Source organism: Agrobacterium larrymoorei, from assembly GCF_013322225.1.
Lineage (GTDB): Bacteria > Pseudomonadota > Alphaproteobacteria > Rhizobiales > Rhizobiaceae > Agrobacterium > Agrobacterium larrymoorei_A.
Genome location: NZ_JAAMFB010000023.1, coordinates 1 through 11,992, shown reverse-complemented (window position 1 = coordinate 11,992; position 11,992 = coordinate 1). Strand labels below are relative to the sequence as shown.

At 55.4% G+C, this 11,992-nt stretch carries 12 protein-coding genes; 2 read left to right on the top strand and 10 right to left on the bottom strand.

Going from position 1 to position 11,992, the window contains the following annotated elements:
• Positions 1 to 3 precede the first annotated feature (3 nt).
• From G6L28_RS14830 to G6L28_RS14800, 7 genes are all read right to left on the bottom strand, one after another.
• The gene (locus G6L28_RS14830; RefSeq protein ID WP_174064602.1) at positions 4 to 999 is read right to left on the bottom strand and encodes a glycosyltransferase family 2 protein; all 996 of its coding nucleotides are present in this window, start codon (positions 997 to 999) and stop codon (positions 4 to 6) included.
• On the bottom strand, positions 992 to 1,831 hold the full coding sequence (locus G6L28_RS14825; RefSeq protein WP_234902590.1) for a hypothetical protein: 840 nt from the start codon (positions 1,829 to 1,831) through the stop codon (positions 992 to 994). The genes G6L28_RS14830 and G6L28_RS14825 overlap by 8 nt, the downstream gene beginning before the upstream one ends.
• The gene (locus G6L28_RS14820; RefSeq protein WP_174064601.1) at positions 1,828 to 2,715 is read right to left on the bottom strand and encodes a DUF6492 family protein; all 888 of its coding nucleotides are present in this window, start codon (positions 2,713 to 2,715) and stop codon (positions 1,828 to 1,830) included. Before G6L28_RS14820 ends, G6L28_RS14825 begins: the two co-directional genes overlap by 4 nt.
• Complete coding sequence (locus tag G6L28_RS14815; protein ID WP_234902589.1) at positions 2,712 to 4,832, bottom strand: hypothetical protein; 2,121 nt, start codon at positions 4,830 to 4,832, stop codon at positions 2,712 to 2,714. The genes G6L28_RS14820 and G6L28_RS14815 overlap by 4 nt, the downstream gene beginning before the upstream one ends.
• Positions 4,833 to 4,835: 3 nt before the next feature.
• On the bottom strand, positions 4,836 to 5,972 hold the full coding sequence (locus G6L28_RS14810) for a glycosyltransferase family 4 protein (RefSeq protein WP_234902588.1): 1,137 nt from the start codon (positions 5,970 to 5,972) through the stop codon (positions 4,836 to 4,838).
• Positions 5,973 to 5,988: 16 nt separating this feature from the next.
• Positions 5,989 to 6,762: a glycosyltransferase family 2 protein gene (locus G6L28_RS14805; RefSeq protein ID WP_174064600.1), complete on the bottom strand. Its 774-nt coding sequence runs from the start codon at positions 6,760 to 6,762 to the stop codon at positions 5,989 to 5,991.
• 116 nt (positions 6,763 to 6,878) lie between these two features.
• On the bottom strand, positions 6,879 to 8,141 hold the full coding sequence (locus G6L28_RS14800; protein ID WP_337795769.1) for a polysaccharide biosynthesis/export family protein: 1,263 nt from the start codon (positions 8,139 to 8,141) through the stop codon (positions 6,879 to 6,881).
• 696 nt (positions 8,142 to 8,837) lie between these two features.
• Here G6L28_RS14800 and G6L28_RS14795 point away from each other — a divergent pair.
• On the top strand, positions 8,838 to 9,302 hold the full coding sequence (locus G6L28_RS14795; protein ID WP_174064599.1) for a DUF1348 family protein: 465 nt from the start codon (positions 8,838 to 8,840) through the stop codon (positions 9,300 to 9,302).
• Positions 9,303 to 9,304: 2 nt separating this feature from the next.
• The gene (locus G6L28_RS14790) at positions 9,305 to 9,868 is read left to right on the top strand and encodes a TetR family transcriptional regulator (protein WP_174064598.1); all 564 of its coding nucleotides are present in this window, start codon (positions 9,305 to 9,307) and stop codon (positions 9,866 to 9,868) included.
• A gap of 33 nt (positions 9,869 to 9,901) precedes the next feature.
• Here the strand turns inward: G6L28_RS14790 and G6L28_RS14785 are convergent, their stop codons facing one another.
• From G6L28_RS14785 to G6L28_RS14775, 3 genes are all read right to left on the bottom strand, one after another.
• Positions 9,902 to 10,159 (bottom strand): hypothetical protein, encoded by a 258-nt coding sequence (locus G6L28_RS14785; RefSeq protein WP_174064597.1) that lies wholly within the window; start codon positions 10,157 to 10,159, stop codon positions 9,902 to 9,904.
• Between the two features lie 63 nt (positions 10,160 to 10,222).
• Positions 10,223 to 10,615 (bottom strand): DUF5615 family PIN-like protein, encoded by a 393-nt coding sequence (locus G6L28_RS14780; RefSeq protein ID WP_174064596.1) that lies wholly within the window; start codon positions 10,613 to 10,615, stop codon positions 10,223 to 10,225.
• Entirely contained in the window at positions 10,612 to 11,325 is a 714-nt protein-coding gene (locus G6L28_RS14775) for a hypothetical protein (RefSeq protein WP_180217677.1), read from the bottom strand. Before G6L28_RS14775 ends, G6L28_RS14780 begins: the two co-directional genes overlap by 4 nt.
• Positions 11,326 to 11,992 lie beyond the last annotated feature (667 nt).

The window sequence follows — 11,992 nt, the reverse complement described above, 5'->3', positions numbered from 1 at the left end:
GAATTATTCCCCTGGCTCGAGAACGGGAGTGGTGATGGTCGACCGCGCGCGGGCGGCACGAACTCGTCCGAGAGCGAAACCGGCAGCGGTCACGGCAAGCCCGGCGAAGATTGCCGCAGCCCGAAGCGCACCACTGGGCTTGCCCCGCAGCAGGTCACCCAGGTTGCGTATGACGCCCTCCGGCAAAGTCTTTCTTACATAGGCCCGCTCGGATTCCAGCGCCGAACCCGGACTTGCTATCAACGAAAGGCTTGCCTTCGAGAGCCCTTCAGCCCAGCATCTTTTCAGGAAGTATGTCCACGTTGCGCGAGAGGCAGGAATGGCGTGGTCGCAGCCGGTTGCTGGTTCGAAAAGAAAATGGCCATGAGGCAGGATTTTCTGAGCCCGGATACAGAGTTCGGTCTCCTCGCAACCCAACGGCAAGGCTTTCGCCGTGCGCCCCAATCCCGTATCGAAACCGCCCGCGAGATCAAAAACCCTGCGGCGTATACACATGGATGCGCCGATGAGATTGCGCACCCGGCCCGGAGACATGCCGCGATAGGTGCAGCCCAGTGTCCACAGAAACTCTTCTGGAAACCAGCCGGGGCGTTTGGTTTCCCAGAGCGGTCGAATGGACGATACCGCCCCCAGCGTCAGCGGATTTTCCATCTTTTTGACGAATGTTGCCAACAAATCCCGGTCTGCCACGGCGTCGTCGTCGAGGAAAAGGATCAACTCGCCGGCGCTGAGAGAGATTCCGCTATTGCGAGCACCGGACAATCCGGCTTGATTGGTGTTTTCGAAAATACTGACTTGGCCGTCAAGGCGCTCACCCTTCAGGCGCAGCGCAAGCGATGGGTTGTGATCGACGATGACTACGACCTCATCTGCCGGGCAGGACTGCTGAACCGCTGAGCGGATGGCCTTCTTAAGAATGTCCCAACGCTTCTCGGAGTAGCAGCAGATGACGATTGACGTTGTGGGTTTGCCGGGTGCGAGGCTCTGGCAACTATCCATTTTTCGTCTCCCGGGCAGGCGTTCCAAAGGTCATTCTGGGCGACGAGACGTCGTTGATCGTAACCCATACCTTGCGATAGATGTTTTCCCTGTTTCCATCCTTGTAGAGCCAGGCTTCCAGACGTGCAGGGGCGTCGGTTTTCTTCGGTACGGAAAAGTCGAAGGTCTGGCTGATGGAAGGGGCGAGCTCGAAATTGGGCATCTTGGCGATCAAAGCGCCGTCCAGAACAAGGTCGATGCTGTAGATCGATGCCGTCTCTTCCGAATTGCTGACGCCGATTGTGACTATATTGTTCGTCCACGCCTGTTTGGGGACCATCCAAAGCTCGGTGAAATGAAAGGGCATTCTCTCAAGCGCTGCGGGACGGGCCAGAAGAACGGCTTCTATGGCAAGAAGGGCGGATGCCGAAAAAATCACGAAGCGTCGTCCCGGTCGCTCCCATTGCATGGCTGATACCGGTCGGGTCGCTGGGCGCAGAATGTTCAATCCCCATGCCAGGATTGCCAGCAGACCCAGCGCGAACACCCACCCTTGCGCATTGAGATTTCCGGTCAGGTTCAGCACCATGCCCAGAAAAATACAGGCGGCGAAGCTGAGGAAGATCGAAAGCGTTTCTTTTGCAGCACTGCCACCCTTAAAGCGTAGGGTGCCCATGATCATGCTGCCGGGAAGATATAGCACCAGCGGCGCACAAAGGACCGCCCCGACCAGCGTTCCCCAGATCGAAGCCGGTTCGGGTATCCACGTCACAACGAGCAAAGTGGATAATATCCATAAAGGCGTGACGGTCAGGATGATGCGGCGCCCGGTAATTGTTCTCATCGGCGTCATCGCGCGTGGGCTCCGGTTTCAGCCCATGCGGTGGAGCCGACGAGTGCGGCTGCGCCCGGATTAACCCTGCCGAGCTTCTGTCGAATGACGTCGGGATTGAACGACTTTTGTACGAGATGAACGATCTTGCTATCCAGCCTGCTCAAGGCAAGTCCAAGGCGGCTATGAATTTGCACCAGATAATCACCGCGCGCATCGCGCACCGTGGGCTGCATGTTCATCGCGTCAAGCACGAAGACGGAGTAGAGTGTCCATTCACCGAACCGGGTCTGGTCGCTGGATGCACTGAGACCCTTCAGCAGCCGGACATAGGGCTCGGAGCCGTATTTGAGAACCATGAACTCTTCAAGTGCGATAAGATAATCCCGCTCGAAGCAGAAGAAATCATTGATGAAATCCACATAATGCAGCGCGCGATCCGGTTCGATTTCGAGAATTCTTGCAACATTTTTCACCCGCTGCCGCTCGAACCGATAATGACGGTCGGAAAATCTATGGCTTGAATAATAGAGTACCGGTTTGCCCTGATCGATGAGATCGGACCTGGCGATAGGGCGCAGCAGCAGCGTGTCTGCACCGAGATTGCAGAACTGTTCGCTCTGGCAAAACCGGAAGGCGCGCAGTTTGATGATTTGCTGCCGAAACCATCCCGGAAGCTCCATTTCCCTGGCGGAAAGCCACTCTCCATCCCCGGTGACGATAGCATTCGGCACCAGCCCCCGGGCGTCAAGAAAGCCTCTCAACGCTGATGGATCATTGGTTATGATGTTGAGCTGACCCTTGTCGGGAAAGTGCTGTTCGTAAGAGCGGAGGGATGCCTCGAGAAGATATTCGACGTCTCTCGAATGAACGCACATGAAAGCATCGATAGGGCTGGCATTCATCGTAACACTCCATTTGGTCGCCCGAAGGATTGTGCGATCTCTCCGCCCGGCTTTGAGGAGAGAGTTGATTTTCCCGTTTTTCCGAGGCGGCGCGTGTCGAAGATGATCATGAAGCCGTTGTCGAAGGTACGGTCCACATCAAGCGCGGAATTGAACTTGAGCAACGCCGAAGAGGAAAGAGGGACGCGATGGTTTCGGTCCTGCGCGCCGCCGTCGAAATAGACGCCAACGCCCGGAAGGGCAGTCGTCATTCGTAGGTCGACCATGACATATCCAATGCCGCCACCAATCAGCAGGTTGCGCTCCGCCGAACCAAGATTGGCTGATGTTATGGCAAGGCTCGTATCGCGCCAGTTCTCGAGCGTCGTTGCAACTTTCTGTCCGCCGTAGGCGGTCAGAAGCAGGCGGTTGATGCGGTCGCTGGCAAAAAGCTGGTTCGGACCGAGCCAATCCTTCGTCCATTTCGCAGCACTGATCCCCATGGGTTCGATCGATGAGGAATCCGACGACACTTCATAACCGGCTGGAACGAGAATACGCGGTCCTTCGGAACTGATGACGCCTGCAATCAGCACCGTGGTTACAGCAGCGGCAAGCACCGTCGCACGAAACCAGCCGCGAGAGGTGCCGTGCCAAAACGCCACGATCGCCACCGCAACCACGACCGCGACACCCAGAAAGGAAAGCGAACCGATCCGGTTGCCGATCTCCCACCCGCTTCTGGTGAGGCGGAAGATAATGCTGAGCGGATAAACCAATGTCAGAAGAACGAGGACAACCAGAAGGCTCGACCGCCATTTGCGCCATCGTGTCGGTGGCCACAGAATGCTCACATTGCGATATTGTCCGTTAAAAACCAGCGAGCGCAAGAAACCGGTCAGCAAGCCGATGCAAATCAGCAGGACGCCTGCAATCGTGAGGTAACGTTGCCAGGCCGGTGCTACAATTCCCGTGTCGGACACGAAAAGCCTACGTGTTCCGGTCGAATTCGTAGCGATATGCACGAGTTCGCGAATGCCGCCCTCAAGTACGGGCAGAATGTAGTCTCCGGTGGGGTCACCAACGATTTTCGACCAGATGACAGGAGCCATGATGGCTGCCATTGCCATCACTATAGCCTGTCTCTTCCGCATGACAGACGCGCCCTGCCGGAGGCATTCCAGCACTGCCGTACTGCACAGAAGGAACATGCAGAAATAGGAGGTGAGGTGGTGTGTCGTTGCAAGCGCTGCGATCAGCAGAACGGTCACCGTAACCATCGGCCACTGCTCGGCGTCGTCGTGGTCCATCCGCCTGCTTTCCGAAGACAGCAGCACCGCAGCGAGCATTGGGATAGCCAGACTTTCATAGGAATAATGAACATCGAACAGCAAGAAGGCCGAAGAGCCCATGTAGACAAGGCAGGCGATGGAGGCGATACGCCCCGAATTGGTGATCTTTTCCAGCACCAGAAACAGCGTCATCATCAGCGCCACGCGTGCCACTGCCAGCACGATGAGGCCCGCTGCAAAGACGGACAGGCCGGACAGTTGAACGAGGGCTGACGTAATGACTTCCAACCCCGGATAAAGCGGGCTGACTGGCAGAAGAGGGTTGGTCTGGAACAGTTTGCCCAGTTCAAGAATGTCGTTCAATGTTGCCCAGTGAAGGAATTCATCATGATCTATGAAGGCAACCGGAGCGCGGATAATCCGCACGACGAATAACGCGGACGTCACGATAAGGATGATCGTCATCCGCTCCAGCCGACTGGCCGCCGGATGAATGATCCGGACCGCAGCTGGAAGAAAAATAGCAGCTATGGCCGCATAGAACATCGGCACAGCCCAATGTCCTCCGGCAAGGCTGGTGTTTGCCGCATAGGCGGCGAGAACCAGCGAGCAGCCGGACGAAAAGGCAAGGGCAGGGGACATTCCCAGCGACGACTGTTCCGCGACGTCCCTGACCAAGCTGTCTTTCCTGCGCACACCCAGAAACGCGGCAAGCCAGAAAAGGATGTGTTTAATGAATGGTCTGCTGCGCGTGTCTCGCCCATGCAGACGATCCCTGTCATTCGCGCTTTCCGCTGGAAATAGGGTGTTATCGGAAGCCAAATCGACCTTTTGCGTGGTCATCATGCCTCAAATCTCCGAACCCACTGGAACAGCCATCGTTTGGGGAGGTGAATGTGAAAGCACGCGCCGATAGACCGTTAGCAACTGACCTGCGCAATCGTCCCAATCGGGCAATGTCGTTTCCATGGAGACCGGTCCCTCATTCATGGCGTCCAGCATCGCGCGGGCCGTCAAGTCTGCCGACGCATCCAGTGGAACAGTCCTGATAAGGCCTTCGGCCGCCAGTTCCTGGAAGCCGGAAGTGTCCGTGGTCAGGACCGGGGCCTTGACGGACAGGGCCTCCATAACTGCGACGGGATGCGCCTCGTAATCACTGAGAAGCACCACTAGCGCCGCAGAAGAAAGAAGGTCGGCCATGGCCGACCGCTCGGCAGCGGGAATGGACCCTATCTCGACCCGGCCTTCCAGTCCGAAGCGGGCGACCTGCTGGCGCAGGCTCGCCTCATAAGGACCTTCGCCAAGCAACCGGAGCCGCAAATCCGGGAACTTCGCCGCCAGCACGTTGAACGCCGCAAGCACGCGATGATGGCCCTTGTATCGCTCAAGTCTGCCAAGCGAAACGATCAGCTTGCCCTCGCCACTGCGCATCCGCTGGGCGTTTGACGTTTGTGGCAGTCGCGCCCCGTTTGGAATGACGGCAAACCGGTCTCTGGCAATTGCCATGTTTTCGCTGAACAGATCCGCTTCAAACCGTGACACGCCGATCAACTGAGCTGCACGGGACGTCAGCGGCGCAAGCACTTTATGCTGGAGGCGCCGCATGGCCGTTCTGAAGCGTGAGGAATGACCGCCGCTGTGAAAGGTGACGACGAAGGGCATCCTGTTGCGGATCGCGGCGATCATTGCAAAGGGCGCCAGAAAGGTGTGGTAGCCCTGGACGTGCATCAGGTCCCAGTTTCCTTCCGCCACCGCCTTGAAAATTCCCGGCGCGAAGCACCAGTCGCGCCCTTTCGGGAAGGTCTCAAGCCTTACCACCTGCACGCCGTCCAGAATTTCCCTCGCTGCAAGATTTCCGTCCGGATTGCCCGTAAGAACCGTGACCGAGTGGCCCTTGCGCGCGAGCCTCGTGGCAACTTCCCGGACATGGGTTTCGGTGCCTCCGGCAAAAGGCAGGTATCGCGCGCTCACCATCACTATACGCATGACGCGGCCTCCGGCCTCAGTTGATGGTCTGCTCCAGACCCTGAACGCTCATGGGCGTGCTGACACGCTCGCGGAAGATGGTTTTCAGCACACGCCAGCCGTCGGGCAGGGCCCGCAGATTGCTGACGCCGAACACGCGCTCCGACTCGAAGCTCGCCACTTCCATGATCTTCAGCTTGTTCTTCAAGGCCCGCAGATTGATCAGCGTCTCGATTTCAAAGCCATCGCAATCGGAGCGGAGCAAGGAAACATGGCGCTTCCAGAAACCCATATAGCCGTAGCAGAGATCGCTGAAGGAGCTGCCATAGAGCATCCGCACCAGCATGGTCAGGCCGAGATTGCCGAACTTGCGGATAACGGTCATGTCGCTCGTGCCGCCACCTTGCATGAAGCGCGAACCTTTGACGAAATCGGCGCCGGAAACCAGAGCGGCGACGAACAGGATGATTTCGTCCGGGTCCATCGATCCATCGGCATCGAGCATCACGATCAGGTCGCCGCTTGCCGCTTCGAAGCCTGTTCTGAGCGCGATGCCCTTGCCTTTCTTCGGCTGAAGCACGACCCTGACATCCTTGCGCAGGCTTCGGGCGATTTCCGGTGTACCGTCTGTCGAACGCCCATCGACGATGATGATTTCATGCACCCATGTCGGTATGCGTGGCAGAAGAAGCTTGATGTTTTCCGCTTCGTTCAGGGTCGGGATGACGAGCGAAGTCTTCGGAATGTTGGACATGAAGCCTTGCGGCGGGACCATGGAATTCAAAGATTGTGAGGCTTCTGCGATTGACATAATCTCTCCTTGGCGGTTCGGGACCGCGGTAAAAGACGAGTTTTTAGGTTGCCCCTCTGCGCGCTTGGCAAAGGAGATGGGACGCTCTCTTCGAACGAAGAGAGTATCAGGGGCGCTCAGCGTATCTTGATGAGATCACCAGGCTGCAGAACCGTTTCTTCGGTCGCGGGTTGTACGGTTACACCGTTCGGTCCTGAGCGAACGATCTCGAATTCGACGTTTGCTGCGTCATTGACCGACGCCATGGATTGGAAAATCTCGAGGTCGCTCTCGGTGGTCTTCAATGCCGAGGAAAGACCTCTTTCGGCATCCGCCGCCGATTTTTCGATCTCGATCTTGCGCTCGATCCCGTCACGCTCGAGGTCCTGCTTTGCGACCGCCAATCGTTGCTTCGCATTCTCGACATCGATGACGGCCTGCTGCTTTCGATCCTCGGATTCGGTGAGCTCGCTCTGCGCTCGCGTCAGCTCGATGCTGGTCACGAGTTTGTTGTTTGCGAGGTTCTGGATGCTGGCGAGACGGTCCTGACGCACGCGGATCGTCGCGTCGTAGTTCCCGACCCGAGCCTGTCGCAGATCGAGATCCGCCTGGGCATTGGCGACGGACTTCTGGTATGCGTCATGTTGCGCGTCCTTGCTCGTCGTCACCAGCTGGCGCTGCCACGCCTCCTCATCCATCAGCCGTTGCGTGTCCGCATCAGCGGCGGCGGCAAGGGCAACTTGGCCCAGGCTGGCGGTTTGCACGGAATCGCGCTCGGCCTTGATGACTTCGGTTCGCGATGCAATCCGCTTCAGGTCGGCCAACCCGCTCTTCAACTTTTCGATCTGCCGCGCTATTTCCACGCGCTGCCACGGCTCCACGCTCTTTGCGGTAATGCCGCCCGCCAGAACCACGGCATGCATAACCGTCATTCCGTCGACATATTTGAACGAACCGGGATTGCGAACCGGACCCGTGATATACACAGGCTGATGCTCGATCTTGACGATGTTCACGAACCCTTTTCTGCCGACCAGGGTTTCGTAGGAATGGAGAAGCGAAGCCTCCACTGCGGCGGGAAGCAGACCGCGAACAGGAAAGCGACCCAGAAGCGGCAGAGAAATCGACCCATCCGCTTCAACGATATATTCGCCTGTCAGCTCTGGCCGCTGGTAAAATCCTCGCGGCGCGGATTCCTGCAAGGTCTTCCAGCGATCCTCTTCGGACCCAAGGCTTTCGTAAAATGCAAGGCTGAGCTTGTCTCCCTGCCTCAGGCTATCTTGCGGAAGTTGAGGTGCGGCTGAAGGCTTGCCTGTGGATGTATTGACGAGATCGCGTGATGTCCTGTCGGGAAAATCCTCAGCGATTGCTGATGCATGAATAAGTGAAACCAAAGTCACGCATAATAGTGATCTATATCGGGAGGCTTTGTTTCTGGATTTATACTGCTGAAATAACGACGATGACATTTGCGAAACCTTCATGTTCCGTAAACCCGTTTCGATGTCGCAACCTACGCCGCCGAAAAATGAAAAGCTAATAAATTATTAAATATAATCATTATTAGCTATAAAATCTGCTATCTAATACTTTTGAACCTCAGTGTAATTTCGTATTAATTTACGTTAAAACTATGATTTACAATATATTTCTCAAGTTAAATTACCTGCTGGTCATTCGCAATAAGAGCCGCGTAACGATTAATCAGTCTGTATATTTCGGTGGCAAATCCCTTTCGTGGTTTCCCGTCAAGATTTTAATGGACTTGATGCGGAACGGCGAATGAACGCCGCCACCTACTGCCGTCCTCACTATTGTTGGCAGTTTTACTTGGCGGGCTTGCTTCAAGGCCCGCAGTTTTTCTGAAACCGCATTCTCTGGAAGGTGCGAAATTGCTCGCCGTTTCTTGCCCGGGCAGATGATGTCTCAAAGATGCTCGTTCTTCTCGACCCGCTGCGCGTGCGAAAATCCACGCGCTTCACACCGCCTCCTCACACGCACATGCGAAAGGCCGCTTGACATGTGAGTTACATAAGCGCACTGTACTAATCGGTAAATTAAGTACCAATCGGTACAAATACAGGAAAGGTCTCATCATGTCTCGTCCCCCACTGCCACCCTTCACTCATGAAACAGCCATCGAAAAGGTGCGCCTGGCCGAAGACGGCTGGAACACGCGCGATGCTGCCAAGGTCGCTTTGGTCTATACGCTAGACACCCGTTGGCGTAACCGCGTGGAATTCTGCAGCAACCGCGATGACGCTCAGGCATTCCTGACACGCAAGTGGAACAAGGAGCATGAATACCGCCTCATCAAAGAGCTTTGGGCCTTCACCGGCAACCGCATTGCCGTGCGCTACGCTTACGAATATCGTGATGATGGCGGGCGTTGGTTCCGCGCTTACGGTAATGAAAACTGGGAATTCGCAGAGGACGGTCTGATGGCGCATAGACATGCCAGCATCAATGAAATGCCAATCGCTGAAAGCGAGCGCCTGTTCCACTGGCCGCTCGGCCGTCGGCCAGATGACTACGCCAGCCTCAGCGATCTGGGTCTCTAATCGTGCCTCGCATGGTCGCCGAAAGATCCGACACATTGGCACCTTTGGCCGAGGTGTTCCGCGAATACGGTTATGAAGGCGCAAGCCTTGCCCTCATCGGCAAGGCTACCGGCCTCGGCAAAGGCAGCCTCTATCATTTCTTCCCGGATGGAAAAGAAGAGATGGTGCGGGCAGTCCTCACCGAAATCGAGCAATGGTTTGAAGATGCCGTATACGCCCCCTTGCGAAACGGAACCGATGCCAATGCCAATGCCGCCATCGAAGCGATGCTCGATGCCGTCACGGATTACTTCAAATCCGGCAGACGCGTATGCCTCGTCGGCGCCCTTGCCGTCGGCAACACGCGAGACCGCTTCTCGCACGCCATCCAAGGATATTTCGCAAGCTGGGTAGAAGCTTTGCAATCAGCGCTTGTCCGTCAGGGCCGGGACGATCATGAGGCGCGCATTCTCTCCGAACAAGCCGTACTTTCCATCCAAGGCGCGATAGTATTGTCTCGTGCGCTGGATGATCCCGGCGTGTTTCAACGCGCCATCGATCAGCTTCGAGGGCGGTTGGTGGTTTGATGAGAGATTCTTGCTTTTGGGCAGTTGGCAAATTCACTGGTGCTTTGCCATCTGCACAAGCCGAGAAATCTGGGCCTCATCAGAAACTCCAGCCTCATTCCAATCTTCGACCATCGCAGCTAGCGCCTCATCCTTCTTGACGCCCTCAATCGCATTGTTGGCGTGCATCTGGCTGATGCGCCACGCAATATCCTTGGCTTTATTCGAGGAGAAACGGTCCATAACCATTAAATCACTTTCTTCTACCAACGCCATTCGATGCACTTCGCAGTCAAAACTCTCTTCGAACACTAGAGAATTCCCGGTCTTTTAGTGAGGAAAAAGTCAGGTTTTAAAAGCTGAACGGATTGCTGATTATATCTGCTTGATACGCGTACTGGACATCGGTAGTTCAAACATCGCCCCACCCTGTACCAGCGCAGACTGAATTTCTATCGTTTGCCACAACGCGAGAATGCGCTCCATCTGCTTGACGAGTGGAGATTTATAAAGCCCCTTTGAAAGGAAAAAGCCAACAAGATGGGAAGCACGAAAGGCATTATACTCCGCCTTGTTACGGGTAATACGGCGATCACCGGATAGAACTACCCACCTGCCTTCGGCACTCAGTTCGTTAATCCACTGCAAATCCGTGACGCCCGGCCCGTATCGCTCGCGGACGTGAATGATTTCGTGTTTTCCATTGAACAAAGCATTAAGGGAGCGAGCAAGCGCAGGAGGAAGATTCTCGTCTACCAGAACCTTCAAGCTGCTCTCTTCAAATCGTTTTCGAACTGGACAGCATCACGCACAACCGAGACCGGCAAATCGTATATCCGCGCCACATCTTCGGCAGAGCCTTCCGCTTCAACCGCTTGAGCAATCACTATCGTCGGAACCCCAAATTGAGACGCGATTGGCTGACCGAAAGAGCGGCTAGGATCAATCACAATGGATTTCTTGCCGTTAAATGGTCGCCAGCGTGCAACCGCGTCATCTTCAATGTCGAGATCTTTAAATGTTCGGTCGATAACCTGCTTGAAGACATATTGCTTTTTCTTGAGGTCCAGCATTTTGGCGTCGCCAACACGCTCAATACTTTCCAGAAAAATCGTCCGTCCATCAGTTTGGAAACGCTGCGTTGAAAACGGCCGGTCATCCCCAGCGCATTCCCGCGCATAGTCAAGGCAGTTGCGAATGGCAAGCAAACCCACACCCGCATCCAGAAAAGCTTTGACGAACCGTAGTTCGATCAGATCACGGAAGCCAATTTCAAGATGCTCCTCAACATTAGCATGTTGCGCGGTCCATAGTGGAGGAACCTGCCGCGCAACATCGTCACGCTTGTATGTGTAGCCGCGCAGCCAACGATTGATGTTGAGGGGGGCCGTTTTCAGCAGACGCGCAGCTTCTGGCGCGGTGTAGGAGCCTACGCCGATTGCGTCCGAATCCAGAGTGCGAGTTTGTGTTAAGGTCATGGTTGCAAGCTACTCAGATATCGAATCTTCGCAAGCAGGATTTCATATGCTGGTATGATTATTTTCACATTGTGGAGGCGTATATTTGATTTTGGATCAGGTTTCGACAGCTTATTGCGTTGTCCTCGATATTTGATGGCGGGCTCGGAGAGAGCAACCTTGGGAATGAACCTATATGCCGTATGTGCCGACTTTGGTTTGAGGTTCGGGCGTATACCTCTTCAACATCGGATCGATCGAAGCATTTTCTCCTTCATACGATCAATTCAGCTTGCCTTCAAGAAAACTCCTAAGCGAGACCGGAGGCAATACTCGCCCGCCAAGTATGTCAAAGATTCTTCCCTCACGAAGGGTCGTTGGAATTCGCAGGGCGCGCCCCCCTGCAGCTTTCCGTCGAGCGCTACTTTCTTCCAACACTGATAGAAGCGCCTTCTGGAAGAACCAGACGTCATATTTTCCTCTAACCCAAAACTTGTGTGATTGCGGTGTGAGTTTGCGAGCCCATGCAAGAGTAGCCTTGATCGGGGGGCTTTGGTTGTTGCCGAGAGAGGTGGCTCGGAAAATCTGCACAGCTAGGATAAGTGGAATTTCTGCCTGACTTCAGCTTAAATGCTGAGAACAGGAGATACCATGACGAGACGACCGCGCCGGAACCATAGCCCGGCTT

Excerpts from the sequence above, each read along its gene's own strand:
- G6L28_RS14830 (WP_174064602.1), bottom strand. The coding sequence starts at position 999 with ATGGATAGTTGCCAGAGCCTCGCACCCGGCAAACCCACAACGTCAATC.
- G6L28_RS14825 (WP_234902590.1), bottom strand. The coding sequence starts at position 1,831 with ATGACGCCGATGAGAACAATTACCGGGCGCCGCATCATCCTGACCGTC.
- G6L28_RS14820 (WP_174064601.1), bottom strand. The coding sequence starts at position 2,715 with ATGAATGCCAGCCCTATCGATGCTTTCATGTGCGTTCATTCGAGAGAC.
- G6L28_RS14815 (WP_234902589.1), bottom strand. The coding sequence starts at position 4,832 with ATGATGACCACGCAAAAGGTCGATTTGGCTTCCGATAACACCCTATTT.
- G6L28_RS14810 (WP_234902588.1), bottom strand. The coding sequence starts at position 5,972 with ATGCGTATAGTGATGGTGAGCGCGCGATACCTGCCTTTTGCCGGAGGC.
- G6L28_RS14805 (WP_174064600.1), bottom strand. The coding sequence starts at position 6,762 with ATGTCAATCGCAGAAGCCTCACAATCTTTGAATTCCATGGTCCCGCCG.
- G6L28_RS14795 (WP_174064599.1), top strand. The coding sequence starts at position 8,838 with ATGTCTCGTCCCCCACTGCCACCCTTCACTCATGAAACAGCCATCGAA.
- G6L28_RS14775 (WP_180217677.1), bottom strand. The coding sequence starts at position 11,325 with ATGACCTTAACACAAACTCGCACTCTGGATTCGGACGCAATCGGCGTA.